This window comes from Vibrio sp. 10N.261.55.A7 (assembly GCF_002877365.1).
Classification (GTDB): Bacteria; Pseudomonadota; Gammaproteobacteria; order Enterobacterales; family Vibrionaceae; genus Vibrio.
Genome location: NZ_MCWZ01000268.1, coordinates 19471 through 37043 on the forward strand (window position 1 = coordinate 19471; position 17573 = coordinate 37043).

Below are 17573 nucleotides of genomic sequence, written 5' to 3' on the forward strand. Positions count from 1 at the left end.
CCCCCAAATTAACTCAAAGATGGATTTCCAATGGTGGAAATTAAAGCAGTCAGTCAAGAAATTAGACTTATGCATCATCCTATCGCCGTGAAAATCTCGACAGTGTTGATTTCGCCCGTTAGAATGCTGCGTCTAAAATTTTGTCTTGAGACTAATAGGAGATACCTTCGCCTAGATTGATAACGAAGTTAGCTATGGTGCTATCTTGTTCGTTGATAAAGGTAAAGAAGATATCGCTGATTAGTCCAATGCTAGGTTTTCCTGGTATTGATGCTCAATTTAACTAAGTACGGTCTATTTCCGTGCAAAGATGCAGCCACTGATAGAGATTCTATGATGTTGGCTCACCTGCTCAGATTACTGAGCCATTTTTGAGGTTTAAAAATAATGCAAGTTACTGTTGAAACGCTAGAAGGCCTAGAGCGCCGTCTTAATATTACTGTTCCTGCTGCGAACATCGAAGATGCTGTTACGGCTGAACTACGTAACATCGCTAAAAATCGTCGTTTCGATGGTTTCCGTAAAGGCAAAGTACCAATGAAAATGGTCGCTAAGATGTACGGCCAAGCGGTACGTCAAGATGTTCTTGGTGAAGTGATGCAGCGTCACTTTATCGAAGCTATCGTTAAAGAAAAAACGAATCCAGCAGGCGCACCAACATTTGCTCCAGTTGAAAATAAAGCGGGTGAAGATCTAGTTTTCACTGCAACTTTTGAAGTTTACCCTGAAGTTGAGCTTAAAGGCCTAGAAAGCATCTCTGTTGAAAAACCAGCAGTAGAAGTTAAAGATGGCGACGTAGAAGAGATGATCGATACTCTACGTAAGCAACAAGCGACTTGGACTGAAGTTGACACAGCTGCTGAAGAAGGTTCTCGCGCAACTATCGACTTCGTTGGTTCTATCGACGGCGAAGAGTTTGAAGGCGGTAAAGCTGAGAACTTCCCACTAGAAATGGGTGCTGGTCGTATGATTCCAGGTTTTGAAGACGGTATCACTGGTAAAACAGCGGGTATGGAATTCGAAATCGACGTAAACTTCCCAGAAGATTACCACGCTGAGAACCTAAAAGGTAAAGCCGCTAAGTTTGCTATCAAAGTAAACAAAGTTGAAGCTCGTGAACTACCAGAAATCAACGATGAGTTCGTTTCTAAGTTTGGCGTAGCTGAAGGTGGCGTTGACGCACTTAAGACTGAAGTTCGCAAGAACATGGAACGTGAACTTAAGCAAGCTGTTAAAAACCGCATCAAAGAACAAGCAATCGACGGCCTTGTTGAGCAAAACGACATCGACGTACCAGTTGCACTTATTGACCAAGAGATCGTTACTCTACGTCAACAAGCAGCTCAACGCTTTGGCGGTAACCCTGAAGCAGCTGAACAACTTCCACGTGAATTGTTCGAAGAGCAAGCTAAGCGTCGCGTAGTGGTTGGTCTTCTTCTTGGTGAAGTAATCAAGACTGAAGAGCTAAAAGCTGACGATGAGAAAGTGAAAGCAATCATCCAAGAAATGGCGACGGCTTACGAAGATCCATCTGAAGTTGTTTCTTACTACGAGCAAAACGAGCAGATGATGAACAACATGCGTAACGTTGCTCTAGAAGAGCAAGCAATCGACGCAATCATTGCAAAAGCTCAGGTTACTGAAAAAGAAGTTGGCTTTAACGAGCTAATGAACCAACAGCAACCAGCTCAGTAAGCATAATATTGCGTAGGTAGTTGACTTAGCGTGAACTATTCTGCTAACAATGGTCCGTATGATACTTGTCATCCGGACCATTTATTTTAGGGACATAATAATATGAGCTTACAAGAACAAAATGCAATGTCACCGATTCTAAACGCTTTGGTACCAATGGTAGTTGAACAAACTTCCCGCGGTGAGCGTTCTTATGATATTTATTCTCGCTTACTAAAAGAACGTATTATCTTTTTGACGGGTCAAGTTGAAGATCAAATGGCTAACCTTGTTGTTGCTCAACTGCTGTTTCTTGAATCTGAAAACCCTGATAAAGACATTTTCCTATACATTAACTCTCCAGGCGGTAGCGTGACGGCGGGTATGTCGATCTACGACACAATGCAGTACATCAAGCCAAATGTAAGTACAGTATGTATGGGTCAAGCATGCTCAATGGGCGCATTCCTACTCGCTGGTGGCGCACCAGGTAAGCGTCACGTGCTTCCAAACTCTCGCGTTATGATTCACCAGCCATTAGGCGGCTTCCAAGGCCAGGCTTCTGATATTCAAATTCATGCGCAAGAAATCCTAACGATTAAACAAAAGCTTAATAAGCTGCTTGCTGAGCATACCGGTCAACCTTTAGAAGTGGTTGAACGTGATACCGATCGCGACAATTTCATGTCAGCGGATCAGGCAGTAGAATACGGCTTAGTTGATTCTGTATTAACACGAAATGCTGAGTGATTTAATCCGAATTGTTTCACGCATTTCGAGTAGATTTGATATACACTCAAACATAAAGAGTAAAGGCTAAGAGGTTAGCGAATGACAGATAAAAGCAAAGAGAGTGGTAGCAGTAAACTGCTTTACTGTTCTTTCTGTGGCAAAAGCCAACACGAAGTTCGCAAGCTAATCGCAGGCCCTTCCGTTTACATCTGTGACGAATGTGTCGATTTATGTAACGACATTATCCGTGAAGAAATCAAGGATGTTCTTCCTAAGAAGCAATCTGAAGCGTTACCAACGCCGAAAGAAATTCGTGAACACCTAGATGATTATGTAATTGGCCAAGATTACGCGAAAAAAGTGTTAGCTGTAGCGGTATATAACCACTACAAGCGTTTACGTAATGGTGATACCACCAGTGAAGGTGTTGAGCTAGGTAAGAGTAATATCTTGCTTATCGGCCCTACGGGTAGTGGTAAAACATTGTTAGCCGAAACCCTAGCGCGCTTCCTAGATGTACCGTTTACGATGGCTGATGCGACCACTCTAACCGAGGCCGGTTATGTGGGTGAAGATGTAGAGAATATCATTCAAAAGCTACTGCAAAAGTGTGACTATGATGTTGCAAAAGCAGAGCGCGGTATTGTTTACATTGATGAGATCGATAAGATTTCTCGTAAGGCAGAGAATCCATCAATTACTCGTGATGTATCTGGTGAAGGTGTACAACAAGCGTTGCTAAAGCTTGTTGAAGGCACGGTGGCTTCTGTACCGCCACAAGGTGGACGTAAACACCCACAACAAGAATTCCTTCAAGTGGATACTTCTAAGATCCTGTTTATTTGTGGCGGAGCATTCGCTGGATTAGATAAGGTTATAGAGCAGCGTGTAGAAACAGGCAGTGGTATTGGTTTTGGAGCGGACGTTCGCTCTAAAGATGAAACTCGTACTGTCGGTGAGCTGTTTAAGAAAGTAGAGCCTGAAGATCTAGTGAAATATGGTCTGATTCCAGAGTTTATCGGACGTCTTCCAGTGACGACGACTCTGACTGAGCTGGATGAAGAAGCGCTGATTCAAATTCTATGTGAGCCAAAGAACGCACTAACTAAACAATACGGTGCTTTGTTTGACCTTGAAAATGTAGAGTTAGAGTTCCGAGAAGATGCGCTAAGAGCCATTGCCAAGAAAGCGATGATTCGTAAGACTGGTGCTCGTGGTTTACGCTCTATTTTAGAGGGTGTTCTACTAGAAACAATGTACGAATTACCTTCGGTAACGGACGTAAGCAAAGTCGTTATCGATGAAACAGTGATTAATGGTGAATCCGAGCCATTGCTTATCTATAGCAATACGGATAATCAAGCCGCTGGTGCTGACTAAATTAAACTAGGCAATTGTTTTAAAAGGAGGTAATCATTTACCTCCTTTTTTTGTATCTGTTATTGAATCCAAAATAATAATCCCCATATATTCATAATCAGTCATACGTAAATATGAAAGCGGAAGAGAGAATAATATGAACTTGGAACGTTCCGAGCGTATCGAGATCCCCGTCCTGCCTCTACGTGATGTAGTGGTTTATCCTCATATGGTTATCCCTTTATTTGTTGGTCGAGAGAAGTCCATTACTTGCTTAGAATCAGCAATGGACAACAACAAACAAGTATTGCTGGTTGCCCAAAAGCAAGCAGATACAGACGAGCCAGAGCAAGAAGACCTGTTCACCGTTGGTACAGTTGCTACCATTTTGCAGCTATTGAAACTTCCTGACGGCACTGTGAAAGTTCTTGTTGAAGGTCAGCAGCGTGCAGAGATTACAGAGTTTAAAGAAAACGATTTCTTTTTAGCAGAAGCACAGTTTTTGCCAACGCCAGATCTTGATGAAAAAGAGCAGGAAGTCGTTGTTCGAAGCGCGATCAATCAATTTGAAGGCTTTATCAAACTCAACAAAAAAATTCCACCTGAGGTTCTTACCTCTCTTAATGGAATCGAAGAAGCGGCGAGATTAGCGGATACCATCGCGGCTCACATGCCTCTTAAGCTCGAAGAGAAGCAGCAAGTTCTAGAAATTCTGGATGTCATTCAGCGCCTTGAATTCTTGATGGGACAAATGGAATCAGAAATCGACATTCTTCAGGTTGAAAAGCGCATTCGCGGGCGTGTGAAGAAGCAGATGGAAAAATCTCAACGTGAGTACTACTTGAATGAGCAAATGAAGGCTATTCAAAAAGAACTCGGCGAGACTGAAGATGGTGTTGATGAGTTTGAAGTTCTAAAACAGAAAATTGAAGACTCAAAAATGCCTCAAGAGGCTAAAGAGAAAACGGAGCAAGAACTTCAAAAGCTTAAGATGATGTCTCCAATGTCTGCAGAAGCAACGGTTGTTCGTAGCTACATTGATTGGATGGTTGGTGTTCCTTGGGCCAAACGCTCGAAGGTTAAGAAAAACCTCGCTAAAGCTGAAGAGACACTGAATGAGGATCACTACGGTCTAGAGCGCGTGAAAGAACGCATTTTAGAGTACCTCGCCGTTCAAAACCGAATCAATAAACTCAAAGGCCCAATTCTTTGTTTAGTGGGGCCTCCAGGCGTTGGTAAAACCTCGTTAGGACGTTCAATTGCAGCGGCTACAGGGCGCAAATATACACGCATGGCGTTAGGTGGTGTCCGTGATGAAGCCGAGATTCGTGGGCATCGTCGTACTTACATTGGTTCATTGCCGGGCAAGTTAATCCAGAAAATGTCGAAAGTAGGGGTTAAGAACCCACTGTTCTTGCTTGATGAAATTGACAAAATGTCATCAGACATGCGTGGAGACCCGTCATCTGCGCTACTGGAAGTACTCGATCCAGAACAGAATAACGCGTTCAACGACCACTATTTGGAAGTTGACTACGATCTGTCCGATGTCATGTTCGTTGCAACGTCTAATTCGATGGATATTCCAGGGCCACTACTTGACCGTATGGAAGTGATTCGTTTGTCTGGCTATACCGAAGACGAAAAACTCAATATTGCTAAGAGTCACCTACTTGATAAACAAGTACAACGCAATGGACTGAAAGCAAATGAAATCACAATTGAAGACTCTGCAATCATCGGAATCATTCGTTACTATACTCGTGAAGCCGGTGTTCGTAGCCTTGAGCGTGAAATATCTAAGATTTGCCGTAAAGCAGTGAAGAATATCTTGCTTGATAAAGATCTTAAGTCAGTCGTTGTTTCAATGGATAACCTTAAAGAGTACTTGGGTGTCCAACGTCATGATTTCGGTAAAGCAGACGAAAGTAATCGCGTTGGTCAGGTGACCGGGCTAGCTTGGACTCAGGTTGGTGGTGACTTACTCACGATTGAAACAGAGTCTATGCCAGGTAAAGGTAAACTGACACAGACGGGTTCTCTTGGGGATGTAATGCAAGAGTCTATTCAAGCAGCGATGACGGTTGTTCGCTCACGTGCAGAGAAACTGGGTATCAACAATGACTTCTATGAGAAGCGTGATATTCATGTACACGTGCCAGAAGGTGCGACGCCAAAAGATGGACCAAGTGCAGGTATTGCAATGTGCACGGCACTCGTCTCTAGTCTAACGGGCAACCCGGTTAAAGCCGAAGTCGCAATGACGGGTGAAATCACGCTTCGTGGTGAAGTTTTACCTATTGGTGGCCTGAAAGAGAAGCTGTTAGCAGCGCATCGAGGTGGCATAACTACGGTGCTGATTCCTAAAGATAATGAACGTGATTTGGAAGAAATTCCAGATAATGTGATTGCCGATCTGAAGGTGATTCCAGTGCAGTGGATCGATGATGTATTGAAAGTTGCACTAGAGCGTGACCCTTCAGGAGTCGAAATCAGCGCTTAAAATAGTGATGTGTAGCAAAAATAAGTAAAAGATTACGCTGATTAGCCTAAAAAGGCTTGTCAGCGTTTTTTTTGGACGCTAACGTTATCAACTAAGGCTTAAGCTAGATATATCAAGGCCTAAGCTATATTCAAAAACGTAAATGGAACGAAAGTTACCTATACAATAATAACAGGTAACACAAAGGGGAATCACAGTGAATAAGACACAACTAGTAGAACAGATTGCAGAAAACGCAGACCTATCTAAAGCATCAGCAGGTCGTGCACTAGATGCATTTATCGAAGCAGTAGGCGGTACGCTACAATCTGGCGATCAGGTTGCTTTAGTCGGTTTTGGTACATTCAGTGTTCGCACACGTGCTGCACGCACAGGCCGTAACCCTAAGACAGGTGAAGAGATTCAAATTGCAGAAGCAAAAGTACCAGCATTTAAAGCGGGTAAAGCACTTAAAGATGCTTGTAACTAAGATTTGCAATTAAGGCTTTTTTCGAGCCAACTTCTGTAAATTCAAAGATTGTATTTATAGACCACGATATTTATGCGCATCCTACTGATGCGCATTTCTTTTTCTGGTATCATCACGCAAATAATTTTTCATGTCGAAGTTCGGTACTTCGTCTTCAGAGAGCAATTAAATTATGATGGAACGGTTTCGCGAAGGCGTGAATGGCCCTTTTGTTAAAATAGTCCTTGGGCTAATTATCCTTTCTTTTGTTTTCGCTGGTGTCGGTAGTTATATCGTAGGTGGGAACGCAAATTCAGCGGCGACAGTTGGTAATGCTGAAATTACTCGTGGTGACTTTGAACAAGCTTACCAAAATGAACGTAATAGAATGCAGGCGCAGCTAGGTGAATACTTTTCAAGTATGCTCGCTGACCCTGCTTATGTAGAGTCGTTCCGTAAATCTGTTCTAGATAGAATGGTTAACGATCTACTATTGGAGCAGCATGCTGAATCACTAGGGCTTCGTGTGAGTGATGCACAAATCAGAACCATGATCTTGGAAATGCCACAGTTTCAAAATGAAGGCAAATTCGACCAAGAAATTTACCAGTCATCGCTTCGTCGTGCGGGATTCTCTGCGGAAGGTTTTGTAGCTTACCTTCGTCGTGATCTGATTCGTAATCAACTTCTAAACGCTCTTCAAAGCAGTGACTTCTCATTGGAAGGCGAAGTTCAAGCGCAAAGTGAACTTGTCATGCAAAGTCGTGAAGTACGTACAGTAACACTGCCTGTCGCTGAAATGGCGGAAGGTATCGAGCTAACAGACGCTGAGATAGAAACTTTCTATCAGGAAAACTCGGTTCGTTACACTCGACCTGAACAAGTTAAGGTTGGTTATATTGAACTGTCTGCGGAGCAGCTTAAAGACTCAATTCAAATCTCTGAACAGGATATAAATCAGTATTATCAAGAAAACCTAGATAAGTACTCGACAGATGAGCAACGTAAAGTGAGCCATATCCTTGTCCAGGGCGACAAAGTAACAGCTGACGCTTTGTTGGCTGAGCTTCAGGCTGGTGCTGATTTTGCGAAACTCGCTGAAGAGCAATCACAAGACTTTGGTAGTGCTGAAGAAGGTGGCTCTTTAGGTTGGATAGAGCGCGATGTTATGGACCCGCAATTTGAAGAGGCTGCTTTTGGTTTAGTTAACATTGGCGACCTTTCTGGTGTTGTTCAATCAAACTTTGGTTACCACATCATCAAGCTTGATGACCTTAGAGACTCTGTGGCTCAGCCATTCGATGAAGTGAAAACTGAGATAGCAACAGAACTTGCTGAACAAAAAGCGGTTGATGAGTTTTATGAACTTCAGAATGAACTCGAGCGAGTTGCATTTGAATATCCAGACTCTTTAGACGATGCAGCGGAAGCGGTAGGTCAGCCAATTCAAGTGACAGACTTTATTTCTGCTCAAGATGCTCCTGAGATTTTGAAATCAGCAGCAGTAATGCAAGCAATCCTTAGCCCTGAAGTGGCAGAAGATGGTTTGAACTCTGAGGCAATTGAAGTCGCCCCTGAACATATTATTGTTGTGCGCGTTGATGATATTCGTGATGAGACCGTATTACCTCTTGAAGAAGTAGCAGAAGAGGTAACAACAGCTCTGAAACAAGTTAAAGGTGAGCAGTTAACTCTAGAGTTAGCCGACACAGTATTAGAAGGCTTGAACAGCGGTAATGACACTGTTCTAGAAAGCAATAACTTACAGTTTAGTGCCCCTGAAACGATTGACCGTCGTAATCCTTTAGCTGATACCGTGTTTGCTATGGCTAAGCCAAGTACTGGTGAATCCGTGTATGGTCAAGCAAAGGACTTTGAAGGCAACATAGTGATAGTGGCGTTAGATAAAGTTTATGCCGAAATTGATTCTCAGTATGTATCACAGGTTGACGCTCAGCTTACTCAACTGAATACTCAACAAGATCTTTCTGGGATATTGAGTATTCTTAGAGCGAATACGGATATTGATTACTACATAGTTTCGCAATAGATATATGATGTAATTGATAATCTAGTTAAAACGGGCCGCATTAGCGGCTCGTTTTGTTTTTTGGAGGATAAGAAGACATGAGTAGCTTTCAATCAGTAGGGTGAACTCACTGACAACAAAAGGAGACTACTATGTTCATTAAATCAATTTGTTTAGCTCTACTTCTCGTGCTATGTCCTATCACTCAAGCTCTCGCATCTAGCTCTGAAAAATATGAAGGTATAGAAATTACCGTTAATATTAACCAGGCGACAGCTGAGGAGTTAGCCGTACTTTTGACAGGAGTCGGGCTAAAAAAAGCTCAGGCAATCGTTGATTATCGTGAAGAGTTTGGTCAATTCAAAGAGTTGGATGAATTGGTAAATGTAAAAGGAATAGGGAACTCTATCTTAGAAAAAAATCGAACAAGACTATTATTATAAATTCTACGCTTACCTATATTAGGTAAGCGTGACCTCTTTTCTCTTTCTTTGTTAGAAACACCTAATCTAACTAGCGAAGCCCTTCCAATAGCTTTATAATTTGCCGCGATAATGCCAATGGAATAATTTGGCGCGAATACTAACGTGGAGTTAAGCATGCCCCTTGATACAGCAGTCATAACGGTAGATGGACCTAGTGGAGCCGGAAAAGGCACCCTATGTATGTTATTGGCGGAAAAATTAGGTTTTCAGTTGTTGGATTCCGGTGCTATCTATCGAGTGCTTGCATTAGCCGCTATTCATCATGGTTTAGATACTGAATCAGAAGATGTTCTTGTACCGCTTGCCACACACTTAGATGTGCAATTTATAGCGGAAGGAGATCTCGTTAAGGTTATTCTTGAAGGTGAGGACGTTTCCCATGAACTTCGTAAAGAAGAGACGGGGATGGCTGCCTCTAAAGTCGCTGCACTACCAAGAGTACGAGAAGCGCTATTACGAAGGCAGCGTGCTTTCGCTGAAGGTCATGGTCTAGTTGCTGATGGTAGAGATATGGGCACTGTGGTTTTTCCACAAGCGACAGCAAAAATATTCCTCGATGCTAGTGCCCAAGAGAGAGCGAATAGACGCCTTAAACAGTTGCAAGATAAAGGTTTAGATGTTAAATTTGGCGACCTTTTGAGCGAGATCCAAGAGCGAGATGATCGTGACCGCAACCGTGCTGTTGCTCCGTTACGTCCCGCAGATGATGCGCTCTTGCTTGATTCTACTTCAATGAATATCGATGAAGTTGTAGAGTCAGCAATGAAGTTTATAGAATCTAAATTGGCAGAGTAGTCTATACTCTGTCAACTGAGAACGTTGGTCGCAAGGATGATGACTGGCGAATTTATCAACCCCATGCGGTAGGATACCCATGGACGTTTAATTAATTGAAGATTAAATAATGACTGAATCTTTTGCTCAACTCTTTGAAGAGTTTCTAAACGAAACTGAATTCCAACAAGGCAGCATCGTTAAAGGTACTGTAGTAGCTATCGAGAACGGTTTCGTTCTTGTTGACGCTGGCCTTAAGTCTGAATCTGCTATCCCTGCTGAACAGTTCAAGAACGCTGCTGGCGAACTTGAAGTTGAAGTAGGTGCTGAAGTAGACGTTGCTCTAGACGCTGTTGAAGATGGTTTCGGTGAGACTCAACTTTCTCGCGAGAAAGCTAAGCGTCACGAAGCTTGGATCGTTCTTGAGAAAGCTTACGAAGAAGCTGAAACTGTTGTTGGTATCATCAACGGTAAAGTTAAAGGCGGTTTCACTGTTGAACTAAACGGTATCCGTGCTTTCCTTCCTGGCTCTCTTGTAGACGTACGTCCTATCCGTGACACTGCTCACCTAGAACACAAAGAGCTAGAGTTCAAAGTTATTAAACTTGACCAGAAGCGCAACAACGTTGTTGTTTCTCGCCGTGCTGTTATCGAATCTGAGAACAGTGTTGAGCGTGATGAGCTTCTTGAAACTCTACAAGAAGGCAGCGAAGTTAAAGGTATCGTTAAGAACCTTACTGACTACGGTGCATTCGTTGATCTTGGCGGTGTTGACGGTCTACTACATATCACAGATATGGCGTGGAAACGTGTTAAGCACCCATCAGAGATCGTTAACGTAGGTGACGAGATCCAAGTTAAAGTTCTTAAGTTTGACCGTGAGCGCACTCGTGTGTCACTAGGTCTTAAGCAACTTGGCGAAGATCCATGGGTAGCAATCGCTAAGCGTTACCCAGAAGGTCACAAGCTTTCTGGTCGTGTTACTAACCTAACTGACTACGGCTGCTTCGTTGAAATCGAAGAAGGCGTTGAAGGTCTAGTACACGTTTCTGAAATGGATTGGACTAACAAGAACATCCACCCTTCTAAAGTTGTTAATGTAGGCGACGAAGTTGAGGTTATGGTTCTTGAGATTGACGAAGAACGTCGTCGTATCTCTCTAGGTCTGAAACAGTGTAAAGCTAACCCATGGCAGTCATTCGCTGAAGCGCAAGCTAAAGGCGATAAAGTTACTGGTAAGATCAAGTCTATTACAGACTTCGGTATCTTCATCGGTCTTGACGGCGGCATCGATGGTCTAGTTCACCTATCTGATATTTCTTGGAACGCAACTGGCGAAGACGCTGTTCGCGAATACAAGAAAGGCGACGAAATCTCTGCTGTAGTTCTAGCAGTAGACGCAGAGCGTGAGCGTATTTCTCTTGGCGTTAAGCAAATGGAAAACGACCCGTTCAATGCATACGTTGCTGATACTAAGAAAGGTACTCTAGTAACTGGTACAGTTACTGCAGTTGACGCTAAAGGCGCTACTGTTGAGCTTGTAGATGGCGTAGAAGGTTACATCCGCGCTTCTGAAGTTTCACGTGACCGTATCGAAGATGCTTCTCTAATCCTAAGCGTTGGTGACAGCGTTGAAACTAAGTTCACTGGTGTAGACCGTAAGAACCGCGTAATCAACCTATCTATCAAAGCTAAAGATGAAGCTGAAGAGCAAGAAGCAATGGCTTCACTGAACAAGTCTGAAGACGGCGGGTTTGGTAATGCTATGGCTGACGCATTCAAAGCTGCGAAAGGCGAATAATAGCATCTCGTTAAGAGAATATTAGCTATTAGATAAGAAAGGAGCCTAAAGGCTCCTTTTTTTTTTGCTAAATTTCTCGATAGGTCTATAATTTCTAAAAAGAAAAGTGAACGAGGAAAACTATGACTAAGTCTGAATTGATTGAAAGACTCTGTTCTGAGCAAACACACTTGTCTGCGAAAGAAATAGAAGATGCTGTTAAAGATATATTAGAGCATATGGCTACGACTCTTGAGAACGGAGATCGAATTGAGATCCGTGGCTTTGGTAGCTTTTCGTTGCACTTCCGTGAGCCACGTGTAGGTCGTAACCCTAAAACTGGCGATAAAGTGGAGTTAGAAGGTAAATATGTTCCTCACTTCAAGCCTGGTAAAGAGCTACGCGAGCGAGTTAACATATCTTAATCAGCAAATTAGATGTTTGTTAAGAAACGGCTAACACTGATGTTCGCCGTTTTTTTTTTACAAAATAATATGAAGAATAGACATGGTTTGTAAGGTTGTTTTCCTGCATAATCGTACCTGCTATAAATATTGAGGGTAACAGATTATGAAAATTCTAAAAATCGTTGTAGTTCTTGCACTCTTTCTTATTGCTTTAGCTTTAGGATCTCAAAACCAAGCGGTAGTGACCTTTAATTATTTGTTGGCACAAGGCGACTTTCACTTATCTACATTGTTAGGTGGCGTTTTTGTAGCGGGTTTTGCTTTAGCTTGGATAATTTTTGGCAGCCTTCATTTTAAGTCACAACTTCAAGTTAGAAAACTGACGAAGAAACTGAAGAAAGTGACGGTTGATACAGTCCCAGTTCAGCCAAAAGCCTAGACACGGTAGACTCCTTTAGATGTTAGAGATACTTTTCTTGTTATTACCAATTGCAGCTGCCTACGGGTGGTATATGGGTAATCGCAGTGCGCAGCAAGACAAGCAGAAACAGTCAAACCAAATATCTCGTCAATACGTTACAGGTCTTAACCTACTTCTTTCTGATCAATCGGACAAAGCGGTTGATCACTTCATCGAACTACTCCAAGTTGATGACAACACGATAGATACCCATTTAGCCTTAGGAAACCTCTTCCGTTCCAGAGGTGAGGTTGATCGTGCAATTCGCATTCATCAGAACTTAATATCTCGTTCTGGATTGACGATAGATCAAAAAAATATAGCGCTTCAGCAGCTTGCGAAAGACTACATGGTATCTGGTTTCTTGGATCGAGCGGAAAAGATATTTGAACAACTGATTGAAGAGCCTGACCATCGAGAAGCTGCACTACAGCAACTTGTTTCTATTTACCAACAGACGAGAGAATGGGCGAAAGCGATTCATTTAGCTGGTCTTTTGGTGAAACTCGGCAAACCTAGAATTAGCTCAACTATTGCGCACTATTGGTGTGAACTTGCGATTCAGGAAAAGCAAGACGGGAATGTGAGCAAGTCAATTCAATACTATCAAAGGGCATTGAGCGAAGATGCTAATTGTGTTCGGGCAAGTATTCTCCTTGGTAAACAGTATTTAGAATCTGAAGATTACCAGTTAACAGTTGAGCACCTAGAAAATGTCCTTGAACAAGACAGTGATTTTATTGGAGAGGTGTTGCCAATCTTAGCGGATTGCTACTATCACCTTGGTAATGAACATGGTTTGGTTGAGTTCCTAAGGCGATGTATTTCCCAGAAAGCGGGTGTATCAGCTGAATTGATGCTCGCACAATTAGTGGCTAAACACGAAGGTACGGCATCAGCTCAAGAATTACTTACACGCCAGTTGGTAAAGAACCCAACGATGAAGGGTTTTTATCGATTGATGGACTACCATTTAGCGAATGCTGAAGAAGGGAGTGCTAAGGAGAGCTTGAGTACCCTGCAAAAGTTAGTGGGTGAACAACTGAAACTCAAGCCTCATTACCGTTGCCGTAAGTGCGGTTTTTCCACACATTCTATGCATTGGCATTGTCCATCCTGTAAGGGGTGGGGTGTGATTAAGCCTATTAGAGGGCTAGACGGCGAATAAGCTAGTTTTAGATAAAAAAATAGATACAATAGCCTCGCAAATTAGCGAGGCTATTTGAATCTAAAGACTGTGATTTGTTATTTAGTTAATCTATCAATACTGAGGAAAAAACATGACCGACCAGAAAGTGATCGTTGCACTAGATTATGACAAGCAAGTAGATGCTTTGGCATTTGTCGATAGAATCGACCCTAGCTCTTGTCGTCTTAAAGTGGGTAAGGAGATGTTCACTTTGTTCGGACCGGATTTTGTGAAAGAGCTTCATAAGCGCGGGTTTTCAGTATTTCTAGACCTAAAGTTTCATGATATTCCCAATACATGCTCAAAGGCAGTTAGGGCTGCGGCTGAGCTTGGTGTGTGGATGGTAAATGTCCACGCTAGCGGAGGGGAGCGTATGATGACTGCCTCTCGCGAAATCTTGGAACCCTATGGTAAAGACAGACCATTACTCATCGGTGTTACGGTTTTAACCAGTATGGAGCAGAGCGATCTAGCTGGAATTGGTCTTGACTTAGAGCCCCAAAAGCAAGTCATTCGTTTAGCGTCATTGACAAAAAATGCAGGCTTGGATGGTGTGGTATGCTCTGCACAAGAGGCTTCGATGCTGAAAGGGGATCTCGGTCAGGAATTCAAGCTTGTTACTCCAGGGATCCGACCTGTCGGCGCTTCTGTTGGTGACCAAAAACGCATTATGACACCAGTAGACGCTATACAAGCAGGATCAGATTACTTGGTGATTGGTCGCCCTATCACACAAGCTGCTGACCCTACGTTAGTATTGGCTGAAATTAATAACTCTCTCGCTTAAGATTAGCCTCAATACGGTTTCAAAAGGTCAGCAATACTGCTGACCTTTTTCTATTCTATGCAGGAGTGCCGCTGTGGAACTTGAAATCGGTATCTTTTGTAAGGATAAGATCTGCTTCTATTCCGCCAAAATACGAAATTCGTTTTGTGATGTCTTCGCCAGCAATATTTCGAGCCAGAGTTAAATAATCTTTGTAATGCCTTGCTTCTGAACGAAGAAGCGAGACATAAAAACTCTCCATTTTACTATCAAGGTGAGGAGCAAGCAGAGCAAAACGCTCGCAGGAACGCGCTTCAATGTACGCACCTATAATTAATTTATCGACGAGGGTTTGAGGTTCGTGAGTTGCCGCCTTACTTAGCATACCCTTAGCGTAGCGGCTTGCAGGAATCGGCTTATACTCTATTCCTCTGTCTGTCATGATTTCTAGGACTTGATAAAAGTGATGAAGCTCTTCCTTAATAAGTAATACCATCTTATCGATAAGATCTTGATTATATTCAGAGTCATCTCTTGGCGTGAGATTTTTGCTAATCTGACTTTTTCCTTTTAGAGTTTCAATTGTTCCTTGCTTCTTATAAGCAAATGCTTCAAACGGCTTAAACCATTCTAAAAGGAGATCCGCACTATCTTTATCCACAGCGTACTTTCTCAGAAGGTACATAGCTGACTGGCCTGCCTTTAACTCACACAATAAATGGTCAATGAGGATATTACTCAAGTTTTCGGGGCGCTTGGCCTGTTCTATCCATTCTGAAGGGGTTGGGCAGTGTAAAAAATCAAGTATTGGTGTAAGAAGGTTCTGGGTATTCATAAGTGTCTTGTTAAATATCTGTATCACTAAAATAAAAAAAGGCCGCTTAAGAGCGGCCTTCGTGTTATGAGGGTATTACCACTTTTTCTTTTCGCCAAAGAGTGCATCCATATCGTCTTCTTTCTCTTTCTCTTCGATATGTTGCAGATCTTCTGCACTTTTGTTTTGGCGTTTCAGCTCAAGTTCATCGAACATGGTTTGTAGCTTTTCGCGAGCTTGGTTTGAATACGCATCATTTTTGGAACTGAGCGCATCGATACCTTTTTTAAGTAACTGTATAGCCGTTCCTGGTTGACCACGTACAATAGCGTCATTGGCTCGCTTGATGACATTTTCTATATTAATGCGGATCTGGATAGACTCTAGTCGAGCATTTTCAGCGACATAAGCCTGGGTTTCAAAGCGCCCTTTATTGTGTTCGCTGCGAATGGTGTCACGAAGTCTCTTAACGAGCTTAAGCATTACGATAGCTTGCTTATCGCTATTGGGTACTTTAAAGCTAGTGCTATCTCCGCCTTGGTAGTTATCTCTAAGTTGAGCGATCTGTTGCTTCATGTTTTCAATTCTTTGAGCCAGTTGCTTATTCTTTGGGTCTAGCTCAAACATGTTACTCAGGGCATCGAGGATTCGATTGTTTAGGCAGACAAGCAACTCTTTACTGAAAGGCATGTGATGCGCATTGCCAATAAGATCTTCCGTAGCATCAATAATGGCGATGTAGCGTGAAGACTCTTGTTTTTTCGCTGTCTCTACCTTTACTTTGTATTGCAGCATGATGTTGTAACCAAGTACCAACACTAACAAGATAGCGACTAGAGCAATAATTAATCCAATATTCATAAATTCCAAATCTTTGTGTTTTGGTCGGCTAGCATTTCAGGATACATGATTCCATTCGGTTTCGGCATCAATATATCGACACATATATTATTACTGTTTGTCACTTGATTATTAACCAAAAAGTAGATTTAGCACAGTAATATGAGGGTTAGCTTGCAAAACTTACCATACTTCAGAACGACAGTTGAACGAATGGCGTCCATGCGTCCAATTTCTCTACCAATTTTTGTTCATTAGCGTTATAACTAATAATTATAAATTATTAGTGCCTGTTAGGCCATCGGCAAGGATTTCGAGGTCATTCATGAAATTACAACAGCTCAAGTATATTGTTGAAGTTGTTAACCATAACTTAAATGTGTCAGCGACTGCAGAAAGTCTCTATACATCGCAACCAGGCATTAGTAAGCAAGTCCGTCTACTTGAGGATGAACTTGGTATAGAAATCTTTGAACGAAGTGGTAAGCACCTTACTCAGGTCACGCCCGCAGGTATCGATATTATTCGTATTTCTCAAGAGATTCTGTCTCGAGTCGAGAGTATCAAAGCAGTAGCCGGTGAGCACACGCACCCTGAGAAAGGCACACTCAATATATCAACGACTCATACACAGGCGCGTTATGCGTTGCCGAGTGTTATCAAAGGCTTTACGTCGCGTTACCCTAAAGTCTCGCTTCATATGCACCAAGGCACGCCAAGTCAAATGTCTGAAGCTATTGCAAAGGGTACCGCAAATTTTGCGATCGCTACCGAAGCGCTTCACCTTTATCAAGATGCGATCATGTTACCTTGTTATCACTGGAATCGATCTATTGTTGTAACCAAGGATCACCCTTTAGCCGCTAAAAAGACCGTGACTATTCATGACTTAGCAAGCTATTCGCTTGTCACTTATGTTTTTGGTTTTACTGGGCGCTCAGAGTTGGATACCGCGTTTAACAACGAAGGCTTAACTCCTCGCGTTGTCTTTACTGCTACGGATGCGGATGTCATTAAGACTTATGTCAGAATGGGTGTTGGTGTTGGTGTGATTGCCAGTATGGCGATTGATAAAGCAACGGATGATGATTTGGTTGCTATCGATGCAAGCCATATTTTTGGTGCTAGTACAACCAGCATTGGCTTCCGAAGAGGCACGTTCTTGAGAACATATATGTACGATTTCATGGAGAGGTTTGCGCCTCACCTTACGCGCCCTGTTGTCGAACGCGCGATTTCTCTTAAATCCAATGCTGAAATTGAAGAAATGTTTAAAGATATCGACCTTCCTGTTCGATAAGCGCTTTCTAATT

Annotated in this window: 16 protein-coding genes; 14 read left to right on the forward strand and 2 right to left on the reverse strand. The window is 42.5% G+C overall.

Features of this window, described 5'->3' with window-relative positions; genetic code table 11:
- Positions 1-387: 387 nt before the first annotated feature.
- The 13 genes from tig (at position 388) to pyrF (ending at position 14627) form a co-directional block, all read left to right on the forward strand.
- Positions 388-1695 (forward strand): trigger factor, encoded by a 1308-nt coding sequence (gene tig / locus BCU12_RS11595; RefSeq protein ID WP_102404407.1) that lies wholly within the window; start codon positions 388-390, stop codon positions 1693-1695.
- Between the two features lie 102 nt (positions 1696-1797).
- A complete protein-coding gene (gene clpP / locus BCU12_RS11600; protein WP_102404408.1) occupies positions 1798-2424 on the forward strand; it encodes an ATP-dependent Clp endopeptidase proteolytic subunit ClpP in 627 nt (208 codons plus the stop codon).
- A gap of 81 nt (positions 2425-2505) precedes the next feature.
- Positions 2506-3786 carry an ATP-dependent protease ATP-binding subunit ClpX gene (clpX, locus tag BCU12_RS11605; protein ID WP_102404409.1) on the forward strand — a complete coding sequence of 427 codons (1281 nt, stop codon included), beginning with the start codon at positions 2506-2508 and terminating at the stop codon, positions 3784-3786.
- A gap of 136 nt (positions 3787-3922) precedes the next feature.
- Positions 3923-6268 (forward strand): endopeptidase La, encoded by a 2346-nt coding sequence (gene lon, locus BCU12_RS11610; protein ID WP_102404410.1) that lies wholly within the window; start codon positions 3923-3925, stop codon positions 6266-6268.
- A gap of 196 nt (positions 6269-6464) precedes the next feature.
- Positions 6465-6737, forward strand: a complete 273-nt coding sequence (locus BCU12_RS11615; protein ID WP_102404411.1) for an HU family DNA-binding protein — start codon at positions 6465-6467, stop codon at positions 6735-6737.
- 172 nt (positions 6738-6909) lie between these two features.
- Positions 6910-8766, forward strand: coding sequence for a peptidylprolyl isomerase (ppiD, locus tag BCU12_RS11620; RefSeq protein ID WP_102404412.1), 1857 nt, complete (start codon positions 6910-6912; stop codon positions 8764-8766).
- Between the two features lie 131 nt (positions 8767-8897).
- Positions 8898-9188, forward strand: a complete 291-nt coding sequence (locus BCU12_RS11625) for a helix-hairpin-helix domain-containing protein (RefSeq protein ID WP_102404413.1) — start codon at positions 8898-8900, stop codon at positions 9186-9188.
- A 156-nt stretch (positions 9189-9344) separates the two neighbouring features.
- Positions 9345-10025, forward strand: a complete 681-nt coding sequence (gene cmk / locus BCU12_RS11630) for a (d)CMP kinase (RefSeq protein ID WP_102404414.1) — start codon at positions 9345-9347, stop codon at positions 10023-10025.
- A gap of 109 nt (positions 10026-10134) precedes the next feature.
- Positions 10135-11805, forward strand: coding sequence for a 30S ribosomal protein S1 (rpsA, locus tag BCU12_RS11635; RefSeq protein ID WP_102404415.1), 1671 nt, complete (start codon positions 10135-10137; stop codon positions 11803-11805).
- Positions 11806-11927: 122 nt separating this feature from the next.
- On the forward strand, positions 11928-12209 hold the full coding sequence (ihfB, locus tag BCU12_RS11640) for an integration host factor subunit beta (RefSeq protein WP_102404416.1): 282 nt from the start codon (positions 11928-11930) through the stop codon (positions 12207-12209).
- A 145-nt stretch (positions 12210-12354) separates the two neighbouring features.
- Positions 12355-12630 (forward strand): lipopolysaccharide assembly protein LapA domain-containing protein, encoded by a 276-nt coding sequence (locus BCU12_RS11645; RefSeq protein WP_102404417.1) that lies wholly within the window; start codon positions 12355-12357, stop codon positions 12628-12630.
- A gap of 19 nt (positions 12631-12649) precedes the next feature.
- On the forward strand, positions 12650-13819 hold the full coding sequence (gene lapB / locus BCU12_RS11650; protein ID WP_102404418.1) for a lipopolysaccharide assembly protein LapB: 1170 nt from the start codon (positions 12650-12652) through the stop codon (positions 13817-13819).
- Positions 13820-13931: 112 nt separating this feature from the next.
- Complete coding sequence (gene pyrF / locus BCU12_RS11655) at positions 13932-14627, forward strand: orotidine-5'-phosphate decarboxylase (protein ID WP_102404419.1); 696 nt, start codon at positions 13932-13934, stop codon at positions 14625-14627.
- 55 nt (positions 14628-14682) lie between these two features.
- On the opposite strand, the gene miaE is transcribed toward pyrF, so the two are convergent.
- Both miaE and BCU12_RS11665 read right to left on the reverse strand, forming a co-directional pair.
- On the reverse strand, positions 14683-15441 hold the full coding sequence (miaE, locus tag BCU12_RS11660; RefSeq protein WP_102404420.1) for a tRNA isopentenyl-2-thiomethyl-A-37 hydroxylase MiaE: 759 nt from the start codon (positions 15439-15441) through the stop codon (positions 14683-14685).
- Positions 15442-15516: 75 nt separating this feature from the next.
- Positions 15517-16281 carry a DNA repair protein gene (locus BCU12_RS11665; protein ID WP_102404421.1) on the reverse strand — a complete coding sequence of 255 codons (765 nt, stop codon included), beginning with the start codon at positions 16279-16281 and terminating at the stop codon, positions 15517-15519.
- 304 nt (positions 16282-16585) lie between these two features.
- Here BCU12_RS11665 and cysB point away from each other — a divergent pair, with 304 nt between their 5' ends.
- Positions 16586-17560 carry an HTH-type transcriptional regulator CysB gene (gene cysB, locus BCU12_RS11670; protein ID WP_102404422.1) on the forward strand — a complete coding sequence of 325 codons (975 nt, stop codon included), beginning with the start codon at positions 16586-16588 and terminating at the stop codon, positions 17558-17560.
- The last annotated feature ends 13 nt before the right edge of the window (positions 17561-17573 follow it).